The sequence below is a fragment of the Streptomyces sp. XY431 genome (genome assembly GCF_001279805.1).
Taxonomy (GTDB): domain Bacteria; phylum Actinomycetota; class Actinomycetes; order Streptomycetales; family Streptomycetaceae; genus Kitasatospora; species Kitasatospora purpeofusca.
Window position 1 is genome coordinate 1 of record NZ_LGDO01000068.1, and the last position, 20,675, is coordinate 20,675.

The following is a 20,675-nucleotide window of genomic DNA, read 5'->3' on the forward strand; positions in this document are numbered from 1 at the left end:
CCCGCCGCTGCCGACTCCCCCGTCCTTGCTGCGGCGAGGGCCGTTCCGCGAGGGCGCGTTCACCTCGCCGCTGCACGAGCCGCGGACCGTGGTCGTCGTGGGACGGTGGCTGGGCGCCGCCCTGCTGCTCTGCTTCCTGACCGGCCTCCTCAGCCATCTGCTCCAGGACCCGCCCTCCTGGGTCGCCCCCCACCTGCCCGCCCGCCCGGTGAACGGCTACCGGGTCACCCAGGGGCTGCATGTGATCGGCGGTCTGGCCGCGGTCCCGCTGGCCGGCGCGAAGCTGTGGGCGGTCTACCCGCGGCTCTTCGAGTGGCCTCCGGCACGCAGCGTGCTGCACGCCCTGGAGCGGCTCGGCATCGCGGTCCTGGTCGCTGCCGTCCTGCTGGAGCTGTTCACCGGTCTGCTGAACACCCTGCAGTGGTACCCGTGGCCGTTCCCGTTCCGGCAGACGCACTTCTGGCTGGGCTGGCTGGCCACCGGCGGGCTGCTGGTCCACCTCGCGGTCAAGGCACCCCTGATCGCGGCGAACTGGTGGCGCCGGGCGGCGCCGGTCCTGGCCGGGCGCCGCGCGTTCCTCGCCTCGGTGTTCGCCGCGACCGGCGCGGTCACCCTGGTCACGGCCGGGCAGACCGTGCCCTGGCTGCGCGCCCTGGACCTGCTGGCACCGCGCCGCCCGGACATCGGCGCCCAGGGCCTGCCGGTGAACCGCACCGCCGCCCAGGCCGGCACGCTCACGGCGCCGGCCGGCTGGCGCCTCGTGGTCGACGGGCCCAGGCCGTACGAGCTCACCCTCGCCGAGCTCGGCGAACTCCCCCAGTACGAGGTCGAGCTGCCCATCGCCTGCGTGGAGGGCTGGAGCGCCGGTGCCCGGTGGGGCGGGGTGCGGGTCTCCGATCTGCTGGTGCGGGCCGGAGCCCCGGCGGGTTCCTCGGCCCGGGTCACCTCCTTGGAGGCCGAGGGGCCCTACCGGGTGATGGAGATGCCCGCGCAGTACGCCGACGATCCGCTCAGTCTGCTGGCCCTGCGGGTCAACGGTGAGGTGCTGACGGCGGATCACGGGTTCCCGGCGCGGATCATCGCTCCGAACCGGCCCGGTGTCCTGCAGACCAAGTGGGTCGCCCGGATCGAGGTGGTCGCATGACCGCCGCGGTCCGCGGTCTGCTGCTGGCGGCCGGCCTCGCCCTGATCGGCTACGGCCTGTACGGGCTGCTCGGCGACCCGTACATCACCGACCCGGTGGACGTCCTGGTCTGGGGGTTCGGGGGGCTGGTGCTCCACGACGGCCTGTGGGTGCCGCTGTTGTGCCTGCTGGGCGCGTTCCTGGCGCGCGGGCCGGTGCTGCGCGGCTGGCTGGTCGTCGCGGCGGCGGTCACCGCCGTCGGCCTTCCGGCCGTGCTGCGCGCCGGCGACGACGGCGGCAACGCGTCCGTGCTGCCGCTGCCCTATCTGCGCAACTGGCTGCTGGTGCTGGCCGCCACCGCCGGACTCGCGCTGCTGGTCGCGCTCGCCGGACGGCGGCGGCGCCGGGAGCGGGCCGTCGGGCGCCGCGATCGGGCCGTCAGGCGCCGGGCACCCCGGGAAGACCGGTCGTGAGGCCGTCCAGGGCGTGCGGGCACGAGCAGTCGCGCACCACCGGGAGGCGCTCCACCGCCTTGAACAGCACGGTGCGCAGCCGGTCGACGTTGCGGGCGAACTCCTTCAGCACCTCGCCGTGGGTGACGCCCGCACCGCTCTCCACGCCCGCGTCGAGGTCGGTCACCAGGGCCACCGAGCTGTAGCAGAGCCCGAGTTCACGGGCGAGGACGGCCTCCGGGTGACCGGTCATACCGACCACCGACCAGCCGTTGGCGGTGAACCAGCGGGACTCCGCGCGGGTGGAGAAGCGCGGGCCCTCGATGACCACCAGCGTGCCGCCGTCGACCGGCTCCCAGGCCGCCTCCCGGGCGGCCTCCATCGCCGCCTGCCGCCCGGCCGGGCAGTACGGGTCGGCCACCGACACGTGCACCACCTCCGGCACCGTGCCGTCCGGCAGCGGCAGACCGTCGTAGAAGGTCTGCGGGCGCCCCGAGGTCCGGTCCACGAACTGGTCGGGCACCAGCAGGGTGCCCGGCCCGAACTCCGGTCGCAGTCCGCCGACCGCGCAGGGTGCCAGCACCTGGCGCACGCCCAGGGTGTGCAGCGCCCACAGGTTCGCGCGGTAGTTGATCCGGTGCGGGGGGAGCCGGTGGCCCCGTCCGTGCCGCGGCAGGAACGCGACCCGGCGGCCGGCCGCCTCACCCACGAACAGCGCGTCGCTGGGCTCACCGTACGGGGTTTCCACCCGCACCTCGGTCACGTCGTCCAGTAGCTCGTAGAGCCCGGATCCGCCGATCACGCCCACCTCGGCGCTGGGCAGGACATCCTGGTCGACCGTCATCGCGGTCCGCCTCTCTCCTCGGGAACAACCTCCCGGCCACTGTAGGAACGGACCGCACGGGAATCCGGGACACCGGGCCTTACGAATCGCGAACGTCGCCCCACTGCGGGCGCGACACCGGGCCCGACGCCCGGCAGGCCCGGCAGGCCCGGCAGCTCGGCCGCCTCGGCGCCCTGGACATCGTGACGCGGCCGGTCCCCGGCGCCCGGCGCCCGGCATGAGCCGGGCGACGGGTCCGGGCAAGCGGACGGTGTCGGCGGGCGCCAGCCCCTGCATCGAGGGCTCGAGGCACTCGCCGAGATCCGCGTCTCGCCCTTCGCAACGCTCCGCCCCGCCGGATGAGATCCAGCGGGGCGGAACTGACCAACAGCGTCGGGCGCGGGGGCGGGCCTTCGGCGTCGCCGGGCGCCGTCAGCGAGGTGATCGGTCGGGAACCGGCATCAGAAGCACTTGATCCTGCCGCAGTTGGGAACGGAGATCCTGTGCTGGGTGCCCTCCCTCCATTCCAGCTGCGGGATCAAGCTGATCAGGGTGAGCAGCCCACCCAGTCCGATCTGGGCCAGGTTCTGGTCGGTCCACCAGATCGAGAGTGTTCCCGACTGGTTGATCTCCAGCCAGGCGTCGGTGTGGCCGTTGGTGCCGGAGGACCAGCAGTGCTGGTTGCCGGCGCCGTAGACGACGAAGTTGCCGTCCCTCTGCATGATCGCCCGGGTGCCGCAGCCGGCGCTGCCCGGAGCGCTCCACTCCTTGACCCGGCGCTCCTGGCCGAGTTCGTTGACCTCCGTGTACCAGAGCGCCAGTTCGCCGTTGTCCTCCATCTTCAGGACGGTCCACTGGTCCGGGTTCCCGGTGGCCTCGAAGGTCTGGCCGCGGCAGATGGTGAAGTTCCGCCACATCCAGGAGCCCTGGCGCTCCGCGCCGGGAGGCTGAAGGGCACAGTCGGAGGACGGCTGGCCGCCACCACCGCCACCGGTGCCACCACCTCCGCCGGTGCCACCGCCACCGCCACACCCCGAGCTGCTCACCGGCGTTGTTCGCGGTGAGGCAGCCGCCGTCGGTGGCGCTGACGATCCAGTACCAGCCGTTGCCCGCGTCGCGGAAGGACCACCGCTGGTTGGCGTTCCCCTGCTGATTCTGCGTCAGATGGGCGCGGTGGACGCCGGGGTTGTGGTCCATCACCATGCCCTGGCCCGGCGCGGCCTTGCCGTCCGTGAGCAGGGTCTCGAGGATCCACTGACCGTTGCCCGCGTCCCAGAACGCCCACCGCTGGGCGGCGTTGCCGTTGCCGCCCAGCGCCTTGATCGAGGTACCGGAGGCGGTGTTGGCACACTGATCGGTCCGTGGTACGCCTATCACACGCTGGACCAGTAGCCGTGGCTTCAAAGTTCCCGATCGATCTCGCCGCGCCCCTCGCCGGGTGGGTCGATCGGGAGCTCGAGCAGTTCACGCCGTGGATTGAGCCGGGTGTGACGACCTCGAACTCGCTGCAGCGGTTCGCAGAGTTGGCCATCCTCGACGACGTCCTGGATCGCTCACCACTGGACTTCGCCGTGCTCAACGACCGCTGGCGGCCGTTCCTCGAGCAGCACCTCGCCGACCCCGCGTTCGGGCAGCTCGCCCGGACGCGGCTGCAGTGGGCGTGGGCCCTCCTGCTCCCCTATCTGATCCTCCGCCAACGCGGCCTGCGCAGTGACTACCACGAGGCGACTCTGGCCCACGCGACGAAGGCCGGTTTCCCGCACGCCGCAGAGGTCATCCCGTACCGCGAACTCGACCACGCATACTTCGCGCGCGCCACCGGCACTGTCGACGTGCCACAAGCAGCCTTTGACGAGCTCCTGGGCCGGACCTTCGCCGCGCGTTCAGCATGCCGCTTGCTGCTGGACCGCGAGGCGACGTACGCCCTCACGCACGCGCTGCTGTACGCGGGCGCCTTCGGCCAGGAGCGCGTGCCACGGGACGCGCTGCCGAACGTCGCTGCGATCGTTGACAGCATGACCATCGACTGCGCCGTGCATGAGGAGTACGACATGCTCGGCGAGCTGCTCACGTGCGGTCTCGTGTTGGAGGACTGTCGGCCCGACGTGCGGGCGCTCGCGCTGCCGATCTTCCTACAGAGCCTCGACGACAACGGGAGCCTGATGCCGAACGGCCGAGAGACCGAGCGGTCGTTCGCGGCCTGTTACCACACCACCCTCGTCGGATTGATCCTGTGTGCATCGTTGACTCGAATGACCTCCTAAGCCGACTCGACGCGACCGCCCGCGCAACGGTCCGGTCCCTGACAGTCGCCCCGCCAGAGATCGTGGCAACCGCCGGCCAGCTCGAACGTTTGCTCGCAGAGGCTCAGCCGCTTGTCGCGCCGTTGCCGGATCCGAAACCCGGCCAGCTCACGTCTGCTGCCGTACTGCGTCGCAAGACCCGTGACTACCCGCAACTGCTCGACGAGTCGATCGGCGCGGTCGGACCCGACGCGATGCTTGGCTACGTGACCGCTGAGTGCGCGCTGGTGGCGTTGCGCCACCAGGACCTGCAGGGAGCCCTCGCGATGCTCTTCCTGTCCACCCTGTGCTCGCGCGAGTTGGAGGCCAGCGCCATCGAGGCGCTGCACCACCTGCTGGTGGCCACGGACGCCGACGGCGCGGTGGGACTGCTCGAGCTCAACGCCCGTCGCGCCGGAATCGACGCGGCAGAGGCAACGCTGGCCCGGCAGCGCCTGGGCTTACGATTCGTCACGACAGCGGTGCAGATCCGCGGCGTGGCAGCGCTCAGCGCGACCGCTGCGACTTGAGGGCCCTGATCGTCATCCGCATGGGCGAGCGCCGGGCCGAAAGTCGGAGGCGGGCAGGCCTGAGGCTCACCCTGGCGGAGTCTGTGCACTCCGCTCGGGCAGCCACCGACTGGGGGACGCCCTGGGAGCAGTTGGATGCGCTCAACCGCGTTGAACGTCAACCAACATCCGCTCGGCCTCCCCGCCCTCGATTCCTGCCGCGCGATCGCCCGGCCGGACGCCCTCAGTGCCTGGGGCCGGGAGCGCGGCCGGGGAGCCCGGATCCGGCCGAGCCTCGGGACACCGCGGACACCCAAGGAGCCGATTGTGGATACCCCTGCTTCCCGCCCCCGACCGCGCTCCCCGGCGGGCCGGACTCCGTACCCCTCGGTGAGCTCGGCCCGCCGCATCTCGCCGTCCGGCTCGCAAGCACCACGCGGGCCACTGCCGCGCGGTGGTGCGCGGGGAAATCGACATGGACGTCGCGGCCGACTTCGCCCGGGCGCTGAGCGCGGCACCGCGGGCCGGCACCAGCGGACGTGGTGATGGAGCAGGTGTCCTTCTGCGACTGCCGTGGTCTGAACGCTCTGCTCTCGGTGCGGTTGCTGGCCGAGGACACCGGTAGGAGCCTCGTCCTGACGAGCGCCTCGCCGCAGGTGCGGCGCCTTCTGGACCTGACCGGCACCACCGATCTGTTCAACGCGCACGGACACGGGCAGCCGCCCCGGGCCGCGCGCCCTGGCACGGGCCCTTCCGACCGACCGAGGGAGGGCCCGGTACCGTTTCAGGGCTTGCCGCACCCGGTCACGAGGTCGCGGGTCCGGTCGACCGGCCCGGCCCTCACCGGCCGCGCGGTCAGCCTTGCGTCCGGCGACGTCGGCGGGCGGCGGTGCGCCTCAGTACGACCTGCGGCAGGATCAGCCAGGCGGTGGTGAACCAGAGCAGGACGGCGCCGCTGAGGATCCACGCCACCGGTGCGCCGCTCGTGGCGGTGCGCAGCAGGAGCAGCAGGGCTGCGCTGATCGTCAGAGCCAGGGTGACGAGGCCGGTGGCGATGAGTCGGCCGGCGACGTGGATCAACTCCGGCTTCATGCCGTGGCCGGCGAGGAAGCGGTGGAAGGCGACGGGCGCGACGAGCGCTCCGGTGGCGACCGCGCCCAGCACCACGGTTGCGGTGTAGAGGTGCTTGTCGAAGTCGGGCAGGCTTGCGAAGCGGGGGGTGAAGGCGACGCTGAGCAGGAACCCGAACAGGATCTGCGCACCGGTCTGACACACGCGTACCTCCTGGAGCATCTCGCTCCACAGCCGGTCCGCCCGTTCCTGGGGCGTCTCGTCGCGGCCGCTCCCGGCCGCTCCCCCGCCGCTGCTCGTTGTCACCGGCCGTCTCCTTGTCCCGTCCTGCCCCCGTGCCCGGCTTCTTCGTCCGAAGTGCCCGGCATCATGCGGGGTGCCCGGCATCGATGTCCTTGACGTCCCGGAACGTCAGCGGCCCGCTGCTCGACGCGGCCCCGGTGTCGAGCGGCTCCAGGAGAAAGCCCACGTGGTCGCCCCAGTCCGCCCGGTCGAGAACACGGCCTGCGAACCAGGCCGCAGCGCCCGCCAGCACCGGGACTCCGTACGGCCCTGCCTCCCACTCGGCGACCTCGAACTTGTCGACCTCGTCACCCGTGCGGCCGCCGAACAGCTCGGCGAGATCATGCCGGTGCGTCGGGAGCAGATGGACCACCAGCACCTGCGAGCACGACGCGACGGCGTAGGTACGGTTCGCCTTGGAGATCCACACGGAGAATCGGGGCGGTCGAATCGAGCACTGGCCGGCGAAACCGACCAGGCACCCCGCGCGTTCCTGCTCGGCCGTCGCGGTGACGACATACACCGGGTAGTCGAGCATGGCGGTGAATGAATCGAATCGGCCCATGACTCTGCTTCTTCCCTCGGACCCGGGGAGCTGACCGCCGAGCCAGGACCGCGCCCGGTAGGACCCGCGCCGTCGCATGGCGGGGGCAGCCGGTCGGCCGCCCTGATCGCCTCGAACACCTGTCAACGGCCGTGGTCATGTCGGCAACGTACGCCCGCCGGCCACCGGCCGCCTCCCGTCCGCCGTGCGGGCCCGCTGTCTCGTGTGCCGCGTACATGCCTCGGCAACCGCGTCGAGCAAGCACGCGCCGGCGGAGCCCGGCCGCCACATCTGCCTGCACGTCGTGCCCCTGCCCTGACCGGGCGCGACGCGCCTTCCGCAGGAAGCCGGTCCGGAGCCGGAGACCGGCCTGGCGGCCCGGGACCTGCCCCTGGAGATCGGCGCAGCCGAACAGGGCGTGTCCTCGCTCCCTCCCGCCCGTGTGCCCGCGGCCCACAGCACGGGCTGCTGGCACACGGGCCGCGGGCCGCGGACCACGGCCCGCGCCGAGGGCTCAGTGGCCGGCGGGCGGAAAGCGCTCCCACACCCGGTGCGTGCCGAGGTCCTCCACAAGGGCGGAGACGGCGCGGGCACCGTCGGTCCCGGTGAACACGCCGGGTGCCTGCGGGTCGATTCCCGCCGCGGCCCACAGCACGCGGGCGTCCGCGAGGCCGGCGATCGGCTTTGCGTGCCGGTAGGCCTCGTTGACCAGCAGGACGGCCCGGGAGTCGAGCGTCGGCCGACCGCCCGCGACCGCACCCGCCTTGGCGTCGCGCGCCCCTCGGTCGTCGGCGCCGGGTGCGGGAGCGTCGGCCACCAGCAGCGCGTCGAACTCGACGGACCGGGTGGCACCGAGGGTCCGCTGCACGGCGAGGTCGTCGGCCAACGGCGCGCCGGTCGGGCCGATGAGCAGCGGCGACAGCCCTGCGGCCAGGGCGGCTTCCCGCACCCCGCGCACGGCGTCCGGGTTGCTGGTGGTGGCGGTGACGATGCCGAGCACCCGGCCCGTTGCCGGCCACCGCCCGCCCAGCTGCGACAGGGCCGGGCTCGGGGCGACGTCAGCGGGCGCGGTGCCGGTCGGCGGCACCGGCAGACCCAGACCCGTGGCGACCTCTCGGCAGAGCTGGGCGTCGATCCGCGCAAGGACGGTCAGCACCCGCTCCTTGATCGCCTGCTCGTACACCTTCGACAGTTCGAAGGTGTAGGCGGCGATCACGTGCTCGCGCTCGACCGGGGTGAGGCTGAGCCAGAACAGCCGGGGCTGGCTGAAGTGGTCGCCGAACGAGGCCGGCGCCTCGCGGACCTTGGCCGCCGCCGCGATCGGCGTCGGATGCTCCACGAAGGCGTGCTCGCCGACGCCGGCGAAGAACGGGCAGCCACCGTCCAGCGAGTTCGGCTTGTACGGGGCCGCACCCTCGTGCACGGCGTCCTGGTGGAAGCCGTCGCGCAGCATGTCGTTGACCGGGGCGTGGGTGCGGTTGACCGGGATCTGGGCGAAGTTCGGGCCGCCCAGGCGGCTGATCTGCGTGTCCAGGTAGGAGAACAGGCGGCCCGCGAGGAGCGGGTCGTCGGTGACGTCGATACCCGGCACGAGGTGGCCGGGGTGGAAGGCGACCTGTTCGGTCTCGGCGAAGAAGTTCGTGGGGTTCGCGTTGAGGGTCATCAGGCCGATCGGCCGCACCGGGGCGAGCTCCTCGGGGACGAACTTCGTCGGGTCGAGCAGGTCGATTCCCTCGAAGGTCTGGTCGGGGGTGTCGGGGAAGGTCTGGATGCCGAGCTCCCACTGCGGGAAGTTGCCCGCCTCGATGGCGTCCGCGAGGTCGCGCCGGTGGAAGTCCGGATCCAGGCCGCCGATCAGCTGCGCCTCCTCCCACACGAGGGAGTGCACGCCGGCCTTCGGCTTCCAGTGGAACTTCACCAGGGTGCTCGCGCCGTCGGCGTCGACAAGACGGAAGGTGTGGACCCCGAAGCCCTCCATCATCCGGTAGGAGCGCGGAATGCCGCGGTCGGACATGTTCCAGATGGTGTGGTGGGTGGCCTCGGTGTGCAGGGACACGAAGTCCCAGAACGTGTCGTGGGCACTCTGCGCCTGCGGGATCTCCCGGTCCGGGTGCGGCTTGCCCGCGTGGATGACGTCAGGGAACTTGATCGCGTCCTGGATGAAGAACACCGGGATGTTGTTGCCCACCAGGTCGAAGACCCCTTCGGTGGTGTAGAACTTCGTGGCGAATCCCCGGGTGTCGCGCACGGTGTCGGCCGAGCCCCGGGAGCCCAGCACGGTGGAGAAGCGCACGAACACCGGCGTCTGTGCTCCCTCCGCGAGGAAGGCGGCCCTCGACACAGCGGTGGCGGTGCCGTAGCCGTGGAACACCCCGTGGGCGGCGGCACCGCGGGCGTGCACGACGCGCTCCGGGATGCGCTCGTGGTCGAAGTGGGTGATCTTCTCCCGCAGGTGGTGGTCCTGCAGCAGCACCGGGCCGCGGGGCCCGGCCTTCAGCGAGTGGTCGGAGTCCGCCACCCGCGTACCCTGCGCGGTCGTCAGATATCCGCCGTTCTGCGCCCTCGCGTCCGTCGGGGCCCCCGCCGACCGGCCCGTTGCCGTCACACCGGCGGGCGCCTGCTGGTCCGGCTTGGGCGGCAGGGGCGGACGTGGTTCGACGGGCTCGGCGACGGACGGCGGTTGTGAACTCGGCGCGCCGGGCGTCGGGCGCACTTCCTCGCGGTGCGCCTCCGCAACGTCGGCGAGGGCATCGATGATCTTCTTCACGGGGGCTGGCTTGTCCATGTCCTCAACCTTCCGAACAGTTCGGCTTGCTGCACGACGGCCGCGACCCGGCTTCTCCCACCGTCGGCACTCTCCGCTCGCTGCACCGCCGCAGCACGCCGTTGGGGCTGCTCGCGCCTTCTCAGTCGGGCCAGGTGCCGGTCAGGCGGCGGGTGCCGACCGCCCCGCCGCGGTCGATCGCCGCCTTGACGAGGGCGAACACCGCGCCTTGCAGTGCGGCTGCGGTCAGCACTTCGGTCCAGCTGCGGTCCGGGTCGGTGGTGGTCGGGGCGTCGTCCTGGTGGCCGAGGAGTGCCCAGAGTCGTTTGAAGACGGCCCCGGCGACGACTCCGCCGAGGGCACCGAACAGCAACCCGAGGGGCTTGTAGAGGATTCTGACCATGGGGTCCCTCCCGGCTGGGTGTCGTTCGTGCGGTCATTGGTCGTCTGCCCGCACGACGGTGCACAAACCGCCGGGGCTGCGCCTGGTGGGACCGGTGCGGACGGCTGGGTCACCGCCCCGCCCGCCCTCTCCCGGCGGCCTCCTCGCGGATGCGGGTCACGTCGATCACGAAGTTCTCGGCCGTCGTACTGGGCTCCTGACACGGGGCGGGGATGCGGAGGCCCCGTGGTCAGCCCGCGTCGGGCAGGCGCACCTGGAGGGTGCCGTCGGCGTCGGTGCGGGTGGTGAAACACGGCTGGGGTGCGGTGGCCGGGCCGCCCACGTTCCAGCCGTCGGCCAGGCGGAACGCGCTGCCGTGCCAGGGGCAGGTGACGCGGCCGTCCGCGACCTCACCCTGGGAGAGCGGGCCGGAGGCGTGGCTGCACCGGTCGGCCAGCACGCGGAACAGCTCGTCCGCCTCGCGGACCACCAGCACGGGGACCTCGCCGACGGTACGGCGCACCCCCGCCCCGAGCGGAAAGTCCTCAGCAGGGCCGAGGTCGTGCCAGCCGGGCTCGACGAGGTGCAGAACGGGCTCCGCCTTGTTCACTCCGGCTCCCTGCCGGTAGGCGAGGTGGCCGCCGAGCGCGGCCCCGCCGCCCAGCACGGCCAGCCCCGCCAGGCCGAGGCCCCGGCCGAGCCCGGCCCTGCCGCGTGCGCGAGCCGCCCACGACGCCGCGTACAGGCCGACCGCAGTGGTCATCGACGCGGCGTGCAGCAGGCCGGTGCGCATCTGCTGCTCGTGCTGCGGGGCTGCGCCGACCGGCGTAGCCGTGGGCGGACGGCCCGTGGGTTCGGCCGGCCAGGGCTGCGAGGCCGCGCAGGAGGTCGCCGGACCCACCCCCGGCGCCGGACGGACACCGACGACGCGCGGACGGCCCCCGCGTTGCAGCGGCTCATGGACGAAGTCGCCGCCCGCGTCCAGGACGGGGAGAACAACCTCTTCCCGGTGCCGAGCACGGCCTGCACCCCGCAAGCCGCTCGCCCCCGGGCTCGGCCCGGTCGACCGGGCCCGCGACGCAGGCGAGCCCTGCCCGGGAGGCCGGCGGCGGTCAGGGACGGTCGTCGAGATGGCCGCAGAGCCAGGCCAGCGCCCGGTAGGCGCCCAGGGCGGACGCGGCGTCCGCCCGTGTCTCCACGGCACGGCGCAGACGGACCTCGGCGGCCCGGCATTCGGCCAGCAGCTGGTTCCGGCACGGCCCGACGGCGCCGACCGCGGCGGCGGCGGTGACCGGTCCCGCGACCTGGACTCCGGCGGCCCACCGGTAGGCGCCCAGGACTGCGTGGTCGAACCCGGTCCAGGGCTGCGGGCGGCGGTTGGCGGTCTCGATCGCGTCGAACACCTCGTCCAGCGAGCGGACCCCCGCGGCCGGGATCGTCGTCTCTTGACTGGTCATGCTCGCAACCTACGACGGCGCGGCAGCACCCGCCGCCGGGCGGGACAGCGCGGCGACGGCCCGGGAGGGCTCCGCCCTCGCGATCGGCGTGCACCTGCGCCGCCGGCTGCCCGGCCCGGTCTGCGGGATCTCCGCCCCCGACGAGCGGCCCACGCGCCGCAGACCGCCCCGCCCCGGCACGAGCACCCGAGGAGCGGTCACGCCACCACCCCGCCCGGCAACGTCAAGGTGGTGGTGGCCAACGGGTGTCGGCTACCGCGGATCCGCTGCACGGCGCTGGGCGGCGGCGAGCACCAGGGCGGCCGCGCAGGCCAGCAGCGCTGCCGCGATCACCAGCGTCCAGCCGCGCCGGAAGCCGTCCAGGGCGGCCTGCGGCCCGTGCGGGGTGCCGATCAGGCTGACCGTCAGCGCCACGCCCACCACCGCGCCGATCTGGCGGGCCATCGTGGTGATCGCCGAGCCGGTGGCGAAGCGCGTGGGCGGCAGCGCCGCCGCGGCGGACCCGACGAGGGTGGGCAGGGTCAGTCCCACCCCCAGGCCGGTGAGCAGCAGTCCGGGCAGCAGTTCGGTGGCGTAGCCGGGCCGGACACCGACGGCGGCGGTCCACCAGCCGATGCCTGCGGCGAACAGCAGGGTGCCGAGCGCGGCGACCCGTCCGGGGCCGAGCCTGCGCACCAGGGCGGCGCTGCCCAGTGCGACCGGCGGCACCAGCAGCGGTCCGGGGGCGATGGCGAGTCCGGTGCGCAGCGCCGAGTACTCCCAGGTCTGCTGGCACCACAGGACCGAGGTCAGCAGCATGCCGGCGAAGGCGAGGGTGAACAGCAGGGCTGCGGTGTTGGCGGCGGCGAAGACCGGCACCCGCAACAGCGGAAGTTCGACGATGGGGGCGCGGTGGCGGGCCGAGCGGCGCAGGAACCAGGCGGTCAGCAGGGTGCTCGCGAGCAGGCCGCCCAGGACCTGGGGCGAGAGCCAGCCCCATTCGTCGGCCTTGACCAGGGCGACGGTGAGGGTGGCGATGGCGGCGGTGAGCAGGACGGCGCCGAACAGGTCCGGCAGCGGTCCGTTCTCCTTGGCGCGCGACCTGGGCAGTACGCGGGCGCCCGCGGCGATGGCGGCGATGCCGACCGGGACGTTGGCGATGAACACCCAGCGCCAGTCGGCCTCGACCAGCAGTCCGCCGAGGACCGGTCCGAGGCCTGCGGCGATCCCGCCGATCGAGGCCCAGGCCCGGACGGCGCCGGGGCGCTCGGCTGCGGGAGTGGCATCCAGCAGCAGTGCCAGTGAGGTCGGCATCAGCGCGGCCGCGCCAGCCGCCTGGAGCACCCGGGCGGCGTCGAGCCAGCCGACGGTCGGGGCGAGTGCGCACAGTGCGGAGGCCGCGGTGAAGACGGCCAGCCCGGCGAGGAACACCGTCCGGTGGCCGATGCGGTCGGCCAGCCGTCCGGCGGGGACCAGCAGCGCGGCGAAGACGATGGCGTAGCCGTTCAGCACCCAGGACAGGGTGGCCAGGCTGCTGCCGTGGAAGTGCTGCTGCATCGCCGGGAGGGCGACGTTGACGATGAACAGGTCGAGGTTCGAGACGAAGACCGCGGCGGCGAGTACCAGGAACGCGGTGCGCCGGTGGGGGTGGTCCCGGTCGGTCGGCGCGACTACTGGGTTTGATATTCCAACTGACTTCATGGCCCGGAACGCTAGCGGCAGTGAGTTTGAATACGCAACCCACTGTGGGAGGCTGATGGAGTGACCCCGCACACCGATGCCCCCCGGCCCACAGCCGCCCGTGCCGCCGCCACCGCACTGCCGGGCCGCCCCTGCTCCATCGCGGCCGCGCTGCAGGTCCTCGGCGAGAAGTGGGCGCTGCTCGCCGTACGCGAGCTCTTCTACGGCAACCACCGGTTCGACCGGATCGCCCGCAACACCGGCGCCCCCCGCGACCGGCTCACCGCCCGGCTACGGGCCCTGGAGGAAGCGGGAGTGGTCGAACGCCGCGCCTACAGCGAGCGCCCGCCGCGCTACGAGTACCACCTCACCGAGGCCGGCCGGGACCTCGCCCCGCTCACCCAGGCCCTGCTCGCCTGGGGCGACCGCTGGCTGTCGCCCGAGCCACCGGTGGTGCTGCGCCACCATCCGGACCACCGGGACCACCCGCACGACTCGGACGACCCCGGCCACCCGCTGGACGCGGCCTGGACCTGCCGCACCTGCGGGGCGGAGGTGCACAGCCCGGACGTCACCCTGGAGATCCGCTCCCCCGGCTGGGACCGCCACGGCCCCACCGCCCCCGGCCGTGAGGATGTGGCCGTCGCGCCGGATCGCGCCGGTCAGGACGGGAATGTGTCGTAGGACGCGGGCCGGCACTCCGCCCGGGGTCCGGCCCGTGACGGAAGCCGTCCGGTGACCTGCCAGGACAGGTGCCACCCTTGCTGCCCCCCCGCTCCGGGTTTTCGGCCCGGTTGTGACCGAGCGCAGGGGGATTCGGCAGGTCGGGGGGACGGATCTGTTCGGGACGCGTGGGCGCGGCGGCGGCACCAGCGGCGGCACCAGCGGCAGCGGCAGCGGCAGCGGCAGCGGCAGCGGCCTAGCGAGTGACGGCTGCCGTGCAGATCACCAGGGCACCACGCCGGCGTCGTCGAAGAACTGTCCGCTGGGGCCGCCGTCGGGCAGGGTCGCGAGTCGGACGGCGATCGCCGCGCCCTGTTCGGGGGTGCGCACGCCGCGGAAGCCGTTGAGGTCGGTGGCGACGTAGCCGGGGCAGCCGGCGTTGATCAGGATGTTCGTGCCGCTCAGCTCCCGGGCGTACTGGAGGGTGACGGCGTTCAGGAACGTCTTCGACGGCGCGTACGCCGCGGACAGCGGACCTGCCGTCCGCTCGGCGGCGGGTCCTGACTGCCGGACGAGGGAACCGACGCTGCTGGACATGTTCACGATCCGCGGTGCGGCGGAGCGGCGCAGCAGCGGCAGCATCGCGTTGGTGACGCGGACGACGCCGATCACGTTGGTGTCCACGACCGTGCGGATGGTGGCGGGGTCGATCCGGCTGGGCTCCTGGGGCATGTCGCCGGCGATGGCGGCGTTGTTGACGAGCACGTCGAGGCGTCCGGCCTGTTCGTCGATCAGCCGCGCGGCGGCGGTCGCGCTCGCGTCGTCGGTCACGTCCAGCGGTACGGCGAACGCGTCGATGCCGGCGGCGCGCAGCTTCTCCACCGCGGCGCTCCGGCGCCGGTCGTCGCGGGCGCCGACGCCGACGCTCCAGCCGAGAGCGCCCAGGCCCGCGGCGATCTCGTAGCCGATTCCCTTGTTCGCGCCGGTGACCAGCGCGATCGTTCGTTCGTTCATGGGGACCATGCTGCTCCCGGACCTCGGTGGGGGTCCAAGACCGATCGGGTGGGCAACGATACCGTCAGGGTATTGATCCGGGATAACGTGGCCGGATGGAGACCCGGGAACTGCGGTATTTCGTCGCTGTCGCCGAAGAGTTGCACTTCGGGCGTGCCGCGCAGCGGCTCGGGATCGCGCAGCCACCGTTGTCACGGGCGATCCAGCAGCTCGAACGCCGGCTCGGGGCAGCACTGTTGGATCGGACCAGTCGCACTGTCGCGCTGACCGAGGCCGGCTCGGTGCTGCTGGTCGAGGGCCGGGCGGCTCTCGACGCGGTCGAGGCCGCCGAACGTCGGACCCGCCGCGCCGCCCTTTCCGTGACCGGCCGCCCCGGCCTGGTCCTGGTCACGAAGGCCAGCGCGTCCCGTGAACTGCTGGCGGGACTGCTCGACGCGTACGCCGCCGAACCCGGCGCGGTCCCCGTCGACGTCATCCTGTGCGGCCCGGCCGAGCAGGCACGATTCCTGCGCGAGGGCCGGGCCGACGTGGCGCTGCTGCACCGGCCGTTCGACTCGACGGCCGGATTCCACACCGAGGAGCTCAGAACGGAGAGCCAGGTGGCGGTCCTGCCGGCCGGGCATCCGCTCACCGCCCGGGCCCATGTGCACATGGCCGACATCACCGCGCTGCCGGGCCTGCCCCTCCCACGCTGGCCCGACCCCGACGGCACCTACCCGCCCGGCCCCGGCCCGCAGGTCCGCGACCACGCGCAGTTGCTGCAGCTCGTCGCGCTCGGCCGGGCCTGCGCGGTCTCACCGGAGTCGTGCCGGGACCAACTGCACGCCGACCTCGCCGCCGTGCCCGTGCTGGACGCGCCGACGGTCACCACCGTGATCGCCTGGCCGCCGCACAGCCGGTCCAGAGCCGTCGCCGACCTCGTCCGGACCGCGACCCGTCTCCAGTAGCTCCCACCCGACCAGCCGGACTCCACCCTGACCACTCACACCTTCGCATCATCCATCCAGGAGGAAACTCGCGGTGACAGGCAGGGCATCCACCTGCCGCTGTCGAACGCGATCCCCCCATCCACGGACGACCGGCAGGCCGCACCGCTCACCTGTTCGCCGACCGCGGGGCAGCCGCCGGCCGCTTCCGCTCCCGGGGAGCAGTGCGGCCGCCAGGCGCAGGGCCGGCCCGGCCGGAAAGGCCGGCTGGATGCAGGCGTACTCTGATAGCCGGGCCCCTCACGTCGACGAGCGCGAGGGGCCCGGCTGTCTCCAGCTGGTTTTGACGCAGGTCAGGGTCCGGCGATGATCCAGGTCACGAAGATCGCGTCCATCTCCCCGATGAAGGACGGTCCACTCCTGGCGGACGATGGCAGCGGCGGCGACCGGGTCGGCGGCCGAGAGCTGAGCAGGACCGGCCGCGCCCGGTACGGCAGCAGGGTCCGGACCGCGTGTCGCGGTCCGGACCCTGCTCCGTGCCTCCCTACGGCGGCGGTGCGTCAGCTCTGTGCGGTGTCGTCGCCCGCCTGCTCGGCGCTCTCGGTTGTGCCTGCCTTCTCGCGCATCTTGCGCACCAGCTCCGCCTTCTGGTCGGCCGCACCCTGGCGGTCGAGGTTGCGGTGCGGGCCGTTGTTCTGCCGTTCGGCGCGGGACAGCCTCTTGCGCTGGCCGCCGCCCATGCCCACGGGGTTGTTGATGTTCTTGCTCACGGTCAGGGGTCTCCGGTCAATGATGTGAAGTGATCTGCGGATTCAACGGCGGGGAACGGGCAGCGACATCGAAGGATGTCAGCAGAGGCCCGTCACGCTCTCACTCGTAGATCGGCGTCTGGAAGAACAACAAGGACGTTACCCGGTTCCGCCGGCCCCGCACACCAACCATTTCGCCACCCGGGCGCCGGGCGGGCCTTCGCCGCCCGCCCGGGGACGGCCGCTTTCCTTCCGGGGATCCCGGCACCGCCAGGCCCCGCCGGTGGAGGCCCGCCCTGACCGGATGCGGCTCGAACAGGGTGGGGCCGGGGTGAGCAGCACGTCCGTGGGCCCGTCGGCACCCCTACGCCTCGATCGACCGGCGCCGGCGCAGGGTGGCCGCGGGCATCACCCGGCAGGTGAAGACCACGTTGACCATGACGACGAGCACTGCCGGGATGCCGCCGAGCATGACCAGGAAGAGCGGTAGCAGGTTGGCCAGCACGGTGAGGGCGCAGCGGGCGTCGCGGCCGCGGGCGGCCCACGGGGCCACCATGAGCAGGGCCAGGACGACCGGACCGCCGATCACCAACGCGGAGAGAGCGAGCAGCTCCAGCAGTGACTCGCTCGAGCTCCAGGTGCCGCCGTAGGACGCCCTGAGGGCCAGCGCGGCCAGGTCCAGGAGCAGCAGCGTCGGCGCCAGGAAGAGGAGTACGTAGTGCGTGGCTGCGCGCAGGAACCAGCGCAGGGCCGCCCTGCCGTGGTCCGCCCAGCCGCGCGCGCCGATGGCGAACGGGAGCAGCAGGAGCGGCAGCACGCACAAGAGGAACATTGCCGGGTCCCCGCCGGGGTAGCCGTCGTCGAGTTCGAACACCAGCAGGTAGGCGGCGGGCAGGAGGGCGAGCAGGGTGACGGTGAGGGAATGCGCGGTGTCGCAGCGAAGACCGCGTTCCTTCCCCCCGACCCGTCCCCCACCCGCCACGGCCGCCACAGCCGCCACTGGTCCGGTGTTCTGCCTCATCCCCATGCCCCCTCCACGAGATTGAACGCGTTCAAAGTAGGGCCGGGCGCCTCCAGCAGTCAATCCCGCGCAGCATGCCGATACGTCGTCAGGCCCGAGCGCCACCGGGCCGGCCTCGGACGCGGCCTCGGCGGCGATGCTCCGGTCAGGCGTCGAGTGCCTGGCCCTCGCGTCGGACGACCGGCGGTTCCACCGACCACGGGAAGTTGATCCAGTCGTCCGTGCGCTTCCACACGTACTCGCACTTCACGAGCGAGTGCGACTTCTCGTAGATGACGGCGGACCGCACCTCGGCGACGTGACCGAGGCAGAAGTCGTGCACCAGCTTCAGGGTCTTGCCGGTGTCGGCGACGTCGTCCGCGATCAGGACCTTCTTGTCGGTGAAGTCGATCGCCGCGGGGACGGGCGCCAGCATGACGGGCATCTCCAGAGTGGTGCCCACACCCGTGTAGAACTCCACGTTCACCAGGTGAATGTTCTTGCAGTCCAGCGCGTACGCCAGACCGCCCGCCACGAACACACCGCCGCGAGCGATGCTCAGGATGAGGTCGGGTTCGTACCCGTCGTCGGCGATCGTCCGCGCGAGTTCGCGCACCGCCAGGCCGAACTTCTCATAGGTCAGGTTCTCGCGCACATCAGTCACAGCGCCCAGTCTCCTCGGCAGCCGGCCCGGCGGCGAACACCGGCACGCCGGAGGAGACCGCCCCCGAGCACCGGGACGACTCGCTGCGGGCGGCGACAGCCGCAGGGCGGGCGTTACCCGCTGTCCGACCCGCGTGAGACCATCGGCGATCAACGGTTGTGGGCAATTCACTGAAGTCCGCGAAGGGCGGTAGTTCCTGATGGACGCGACGGAGGCGGCAGAGGCCCGCGTCGAGGAGGCGGGCAGCGTCCTGGTCGCGCCTTCGGTGGTGCACGGTCATGACGTGGTGGCGCGCTTCTTCGGGTCGGTCGTCACACCGGAGGAGCTTGCCTCGGGCGCGGTCGATCTCGCGCGGAGGACCGTCTACTTGTGCGGCGACATCGCCGCGGTCAGTGGCCGCCGGCTGCGGGCGGCCGCGCGGGTGTTCGTCGTGCGGGAGCTGTCGCACGGCTACGGCGGGGACGAGGGCGGGGACGTCGAGGCGCCGTGGAGTGTCGTCGGGCTCGGTCGGGTTCCTGTCCGGGTGCACGGTGTCGGCGTGTACTACCCGCGGTTCTTCGAACCCGACGCCGATCACTTCGGGCGGATCCGTGCGGAGCACACGTTCCAGTCGCTGACCGAGTCCACCAAGCCCGGGACGGCCCGTCGCAGCGGGATCTATCTGACGGCGGTCACGCGGGACGGTGACGACCTGCATTTCCGTCTGCTGCGGTGCTCCACGAATCTCTCGGGGCCGACCGAGGGCTTCGGCCCGACCGACACGGGTGTCGTCGAGGCGCTGAACCGCGAGGCCGCCGCCGTGTTCCGCGACCAGGCGCCGCTGAACCACGTCCTCGCCCAGATCTACCACAACTCCGGTGCCACGGACGGGCGCAAGCAGTCCAAGGCGAGGATCTCGGCCCATGCCGACAAGACCAAGGACATGCCCGTCAACGGGATCATGGCCTTCTGCACCTTCTACGACCGGCTCGACGGGCTGCGGCCCCTGGCCCAGGATCCCTTCGACCTCGGGGTGAAGGGTGTCAGTGGGCTGACCAGGCTCCGCTTCCACCTCAAGGAACCGACAGCCGTGCCCGACGGGGTCGCGCTACCGCGGCAGTTCACGCTGACCCTCCACCCCGGCTCCGTGTTCCTCGTGCCGCTGTCCACCAACCGCCTCTACACGCACGAGATCCGGCCCTCGTCGTTGGACGCCGAGCTGCTCCCGACCCGCCTGGGGTACGTGGTGCGCTGTTCGAGTGCCGAAGCCGTGCACCGGGACGACCACACGTTCCTGAAAGCGGCCGGGGACCTGGTGCGGCTGGAGCCGCCCACAGCGGCCGGCATGGACGAACTGCGCCGGCTGTACGCCGAGGAGAACAGGACCTCGTCCTTCATCGACTACGGCGACGGATTCCGCTTCAGTATGAACACGGGAGACTACCTTGCCCCCCACCCCTAGCATCCCGGACCAGGTCCGCTCGTACGATCTGCCGGCCGACGAGAACCTCTTCGTGGAGCTCTCGGCATCGGCCCACCTGGAGGACACGGGCAAGGGCCGCCAGGGCGCCACGCTCACCCGGATCGACGGGACGGGCGGCGTGCCGCTGGTCCGCACCACCACCCGCTACAGCGGCCCGGCGCAGCGCTTCCGGGCCGTGCACGAGCGGCTGGCACGGCGGATCCAGGAGCGTGCGGGCCTCGCGGTCGGCTTCAACAACGCGCTCATCGAGAGCTGCACGAACGCGTACACCACCATGGGCAGCCATTCCGACCAGGCCCTCGACCTGGCCGACGGGTCGTTCATCGCCGTCTTCTCCTGCTACCGGCACCCCGACGCCGACCCGCCGAGGAAACTGATCGTCGAATCGAAGGGCGCCGGTGACGAGACGTTCGAACTCCCGCTGCTCCACCACAGTGCGGTCGTGTTCTCCGTCGAGTCGAATCGGCGGCTCCGGCACCGGATCGTCCTGGACGCGCCGGCCCGGACCGCGGACAACCGGTGGCTGGGCGTGACCTTCCGGACGTCGAAGACCCTGCTCCGGTTCCGTGACGGGCATCCGCACCTGCCGCAGGGCGAGCCCCTGGTGCCGGCCGACGAGGAGCAGCGGCAGGAGTTCTTCCGGCTGCGGCGCCGCGAGAACCGGGAGGCGGACTTCGTCCAACCCCTGCTGACGTACACGATCAGTGAGGGCGATCTGGTGCCGCCTCTCTGAGGCTGCGGAGCCCGTCCTCCCCTGGCGGTTCCGGGGGTGGACGGGCCGTCGGCGTTCCCGGGGGCGCGCCGTCAGGGGTGGGCGGTGTGCCAGGCGGTGGTGAAGAGGGTGGGGAG

22 protein-coding genes and 1 pseudogene are annotated in these 20,675 nt (G+C 72.5%); 9 read left to right on the plus strand and 14 right to left on the minus strand.

All coding sequences use genetic code 11. From position 1 onward, the window contains the following. Window positions 1-7: 7 nt before the first annotated feature. Both ADK60_RS10055 and ADK60_RS10060 read left to right on the plus strand, forming a co-directional pair. Complete coding sequence (locus ADK60_RS10055; RefSeq protein ID WP_079008210.1) at window positions 8-1,144, plus strand: molybdopterin-dependent oxidoreductase; 1,137 nt, start codon at window positions 8-10, stop codon at window positions 1,142-1,144. After that, complete coding sequence (locus ADK60_RS10060) at window positions 1,141-1,596, plus strand: hypothetical protein (RefSeq protein ID WP_053644977.1); 456 nt, start codon at window positions 1,141-1,143, stop codon at window positions 1,594-1,596. Before ADK60_RS10055 ends, ADK60_RS10060 begins: the two co-directional genes overlap by 4 nt. Here the strand turns inward: ADK60_RS10060 and ADK60_RS10065 are convergent. The 3 genes and pseudogenes from ADK60_RS10065 to ADK60_RS48355 form a co-directional block, all read right to left on the minus strand. After that, the gene (locus ADK60_RS10065) at window positions 1,562-2,419 is read right to left on the minus strand and encodes an S-methyl-5'-thioadenosine phosphorylase (protein ID WP_053644979.1); all 858 of its coding nucleotides are present in this window, start codon (window positions 2,417-2,419) and stop codon (window positions 1,562-1,564) included. The two genes, ADK60_RS10060 and ADK60_RS10065, sit on opposite strands and share 35 nt — an antisense overlap. Window positions 2,420-2,859: 440 nt before the next feature. Next, window positions 2,860-3,315 carry a hypothetical protein gene (locus tag ADK60_RS46350; RefSeq protein WP_053644981.1) on the minus strand — a complete coding sequence of 152 codons (456 nt, stop codon included), beginning with the start codon at window positions 3,313-3,315 and terminating at the stop codon, window positions 2,860-2,862. A gap of 139 nt (window positions 3,316-3,454) precedes the next feature. Further along, window positions 3,455-3,601: pseudogene (locus ADK60_RS48355) on the minus strand (RICIN domain-containing protein); the annotation flags it as partial. 191 nt (window positions 3,602-3,792) lie between these two features. On the opposite strand from ADK60_RS48355, the gene ADK60_RS10075 reads away from it, so the two are divergent. The 3 genes from ADK60_RS10075 (at window position 3,793) to ADK60_RS48055 (ending at window position 6,124) form a co-directional block, all read left to right on the plus strand. After that, window positions 3,793-4,662, plus strand: a complete 870-nt coding sequence (locus tag ADK60_RS10075; RefSeq protein WP_053644983.1) for a DUF6895 family protein — start codon at window positions 3,793-3,795, stop codon at window positions 4,660-4,662. A 62-nt stretch (window positions 4,663-4,724) separates the two neighbouring features. After that, window positions 4,725-5,210: a hypothetical protein gene (locus tag ADK60_RS10080; protein ID WP_159400377.1), complete on the plus strand. Its 486-nt coding sequence runs from the start codon at window positions 4,725-4,727 to the stop codon at window positions 5,208-5,210. Window positions 5,211-5,734: 524 nt separating this feature from the next. After that, window positions 5,735-6,124, plus strand: a complete 390-nt coding sequence (locus ADK60_RS48055) for an STAS domain-containing protein (protein ID WP_079008207.1) — start codon at window positions 5,735-5,737, stop codon at window positions 6,122-6,124. On the opposite strand, the gene ADK60_RS10085 is transcribed toward ADK60_RS48055, so the two are convergent. The 7 genes from ADK60_RS10085 to ADK60_RS10115 all read right to left on the minus strand — a co-directional run bounded on the left by ADK60_RS10085 (window position 6,045) and on the right by ADK60_RS10115 (window position 13,369). Beyond that, window positions 6,045-6,566, minus strand: a complete 522-nt coding sequence (locus ADK60_RS10085; protein ID WP_053644987.1) for a DUF6328 family protein — start codon at window positions 6,564-6,566, stop codon at window positions 6,045-6,047. The two genes, ADK60_RS48055 and ADK60_RS10085, sit on opposite strands and share 80 nt — an antisense overlap. 61 nt (window positions 6,567-6,627) lie before the next feature. Then, on the minus strand, window positions 6,628-7,080 hold the full coding sequence (locus ADK60_RS10090; RefSeq protein ID WP_234371018.1) for a flavin reductase family protein: 453 nt from the start codon (window positions 7,078-7,080) through the stop codon (window positions 6,628-6,630). A 520-nt stretch (window positions 7,081-7,600) separates the two neighbouring features. Then, a complete protein-coding gene (locus tag ADK60_RS10095) occupies window positions 7,601-9,871 on the minus strand; it encodes a catalase (protein ID WP_079008208.1) in 2,271 nt (756 codons plus the stop codon). A gap of 121 nt (window positions 9,872-9,992) precedes the next feature. After that, window positions 9,993-10,253 (minus strand): DUF4235 domain-containing protein, encoded by a 261-nt coding sequence (locus ADK60_RS10100; RefSeq protein ID WP_045943522.1) that lies wholly within the window; start codon window positions 10,251-10,253, stop codon window positions 9,993-9,995. Between the two features lie 229 nt (window positions 10,254-10,482). Next, window positions 10,483-11,025 (minus strand): Rieske (2Fe-2S) protein, encoded by a 543-nt coding sequence (locus ADK60_RS10105; protein WP_053644991.1) that lies wholly within the window; start codon window positions 11,023-11,025, stop codon window positions 10,483-10,485. 319 nt (window positions 11,026-11,344) lie between these two features. After that, window positions 11,345-11,689, minus strand: coding sequence for a hypothetical protein (locus ADK60_RS10110; protein ID WP_053644993.1), 345 nt, complete (start codon window positions 11,687-11,689; stop codon window positions 11,345-11,347). A gap of 252 nt (window positions 11,690-11,941) precedes the next feature. Continuing rightward, window positions 11,942-13,369: an MFS transporter gene (locus ADK60_RS10115; RefSeq protein WP_079008209.1), complete on the minus strand. Its 1,428-nt coding sequence runs from the start codon at window positions 13,367-13,369 to the stop codon at window positions 11,942-11,944. A gap of 60 nt (window positions 13,370-13,429) precedes the next feature. Between ADK60_RS10115 and ADK60_RS10120 the strand changes: the two genes are divergently transcribed. Next, window positions 13,430-14,032 (plus strand): winged helix-turn-helix transcriptional regulator, encoded by a 603-nt coding sequence (locus ADK60_RS10120; RefSeq protein ID WP_353651736.1) that lies wholly within the window; start codon window positions 13,430-13,432, stop codon window positions 14,030-14,032. A 261-nt stretch (window positions 14,033-14,293) separates the two neighbouring features. Here ADK60_RS10120 and ADK60_RS10125 read toward each other — a convergent pair whose 3' ends face one another. Beyond that, the gene (locus tag ADK60_RS10125) at window positions 14,294-15,025 is read right to left on the minus strand and encodes an SDR family oxidoreductase (RefSeq protein ID WP_053644996.1); all 732 of its coding nucleotides are present in this window, start codon (window positions 15,023-15,025) and stop codon (window positions 14,294-14,296) included. 95 nt (window positions 15,026-15,120) lie between these two features. Here ADK60_RS10125 and ADK60_RS10130 point away from each other — a divergent pair, with 95 nt between their 5' ends. Next, a complete protein-coding gene (locus ADK60_RS10130) occupies window positions 15,121-15,972 on the plus strand; it encodes a LysR family transcriptional regulator (RefSeq protein WP_053644998.1) in 852 nt (283 codons plus the stop codon). 539 nt (window positions 15,973-16,511) lie between these two features. On the opposite strand, the gene ADK60_RS10135 is transcribed toward ADK60_RS10130, so the two are convergent. From ADK60_RS10135 to ADK60_RS10145, 3 genes are all read right to left on the minus strand, one after another. Beyond that, a complete protein-coding gene (locus tag ADK60_RS10135) occupies window positions 16,512-16,727 on the minus strand; it encodes a DUF6243 family protein (protein ID WP_199839632.1) in 216 nt (71 codons plus the stop codon). A 337-nt stretch (window positions 16,728-17,064) separates the two neighbouring features. After that, complete coding sequence (locus ADK60_RS10140; RefSeq protein ID WP_159400378.1) at window positions 17,065-17,721, minus strand: hypothetical protein; 657 nt, start codon at window positions 17,719-17,721, stop codon at window positions 17,065-17,067. Between the two features lie 145 nt (window positions 17,722-17,866). Further along, entirely contained in the window at window positions 17,867-18,364 is a 498-nt protein-coding gene (locus ADK60_RS10145) for a phosphoribosyltransferase (protein WP_045944951.1), read from the minus strand. A gap of 199 nt (window positions 18,365-18,563) precedes the next feature. Between ADK60_RS10145 and ADK60_RS10150 the strand changes: the two genes are divergently transcribed. After that, complete coding sequence (locus tag ADK60_RS10150) at window positions 18,564-19,805, plus strand: hypothetical protein (RefSeq protein ID WP_053645002.1); 1,242 nt, start codon at window positions 18,564-18,566, stop codon at window positions 19,803-19,805. After that, window positions 19,789-20,559, plus strand: a complete 771-nt coding sequence (locus ADK60_RS10155) for a 2OG-Fe(II) oxygenase family protein (RefSeq protein WP_053645004.1) — start codon at window positions 19,789-19,791, stop codon at window positions 20,557-20,559. The genes ADK60_RS10150 and ADK60_RS10155 overlap by 17 nt, the downstream gene beginning before the upstream one ends. Window positions 20,560-20,675 lie beyond the last annotated feature (116 nt).

Excerpts from the sequence above, each read along its gene's own strand:
- ADK60_RS10060 (WP_053644977.1), top strand. The coding sequence starts at position 1,141 with ATGACCGCCGCGGTCCGCGGTCTGCTGCTGGCGGCCGGCCTCGCCCTG.
- ADK60_RS10110 (WP_053644993.1), bottom strand. The coding sequence starts at position 11,689 with ATGACCAGTCAAGAGACGACGATCCCGGCCGCGGGGGTCCGCTCGCTG.
- ADK60_RS10140 (WP_159400378.1), bottom strand. The coding sequence starts at position 17,721 with ATGAGGCAGAACACCGGACCAGTGGCGGCTGTGGCGGCCGTGGCGGGT.
- ADK60_RS10115 (WP_079008209.1), bottom strand. The coding sequence starts at position 13,369 with ATGAAGTCAGTTGGAATATCAAACCCAGTAGTCGCGCCGACCGACCGG.
- ADK60_RS10100 (WP_045943522.1), bottom strand. The coding sequence starts at position 10,253 with ATGGTCAGAATCCTCTACAAGCCCCTCGGGTTGCTGTTCGGTGCCCTC.
- ADK60_RS48055 (WP_079008207.1), top strand. The coding sequence starts at position 5,735 with ATGGAGCAGGTGTCCTTCTGCGACTGCCGTGGTCTGAACGCTCTGCTC.
- ADK60_RS10065 (WP_053644979.1), bottom strand. The coding sequence starts at position 2,419 with ATGACGGTCGACCAGGATGTCCTGCCCAGCGCCGAGGTGGGCGTGATC.
- ADK60_RS10150 (WP_053645002.1), top strand. The coding sequence starts at position 18,564 with ATGGACGCGACGGAGGCGGCAGAGGCCCGCGTCGAGGAGGCGGGCAGC.
- ADK60_RS10090 (WP_234371018.1), bottom strand. The coding sequence starts at position 7,080 with ATGCTCGACTACCCGGTGTATGTCGTCACCGCGACGGCCGAGCAGGAA.
- ADK60_RS10125 (WP_053644996.1), bottom strand. The coding sequence starts at position 15,025 with ATGAACGAACGAACGATCGCGCTGGTCACCGGCGCGAACAAGGGAATC.
- ADK60_RS46350 (WP_053644981.1), bottom strand. The coding sequence starts at position 3,315 with ATGTGGCGGAACTTCACCATCTGCCGCGGCCAGACCTTCGAGGCCACC.
- ADK60_RS10095 (WP_079008208.1), bottom strand. The coding sequence starts at position 9,871 with ATGGACAAGCCAGCCCCCGTGAAGAAGATCATCGATGCCCTCGCCGAC.
- ADK60_RS10130 (WP_053644998.1), top strand. The coding sequence starts at position 15,121 with ATGGAGACCCGGGAACTGCGGTATTTCGTCGCTGTCGCCGAAGAGTTG.
- ADK60_RS10105 (WP_053644991.1), bottom strand. The coding sequence starts at position 11,025 with ATGCGCACCGGCCTGCTGCACGCCGCGTCGATGACCACTGCGGTCGGC.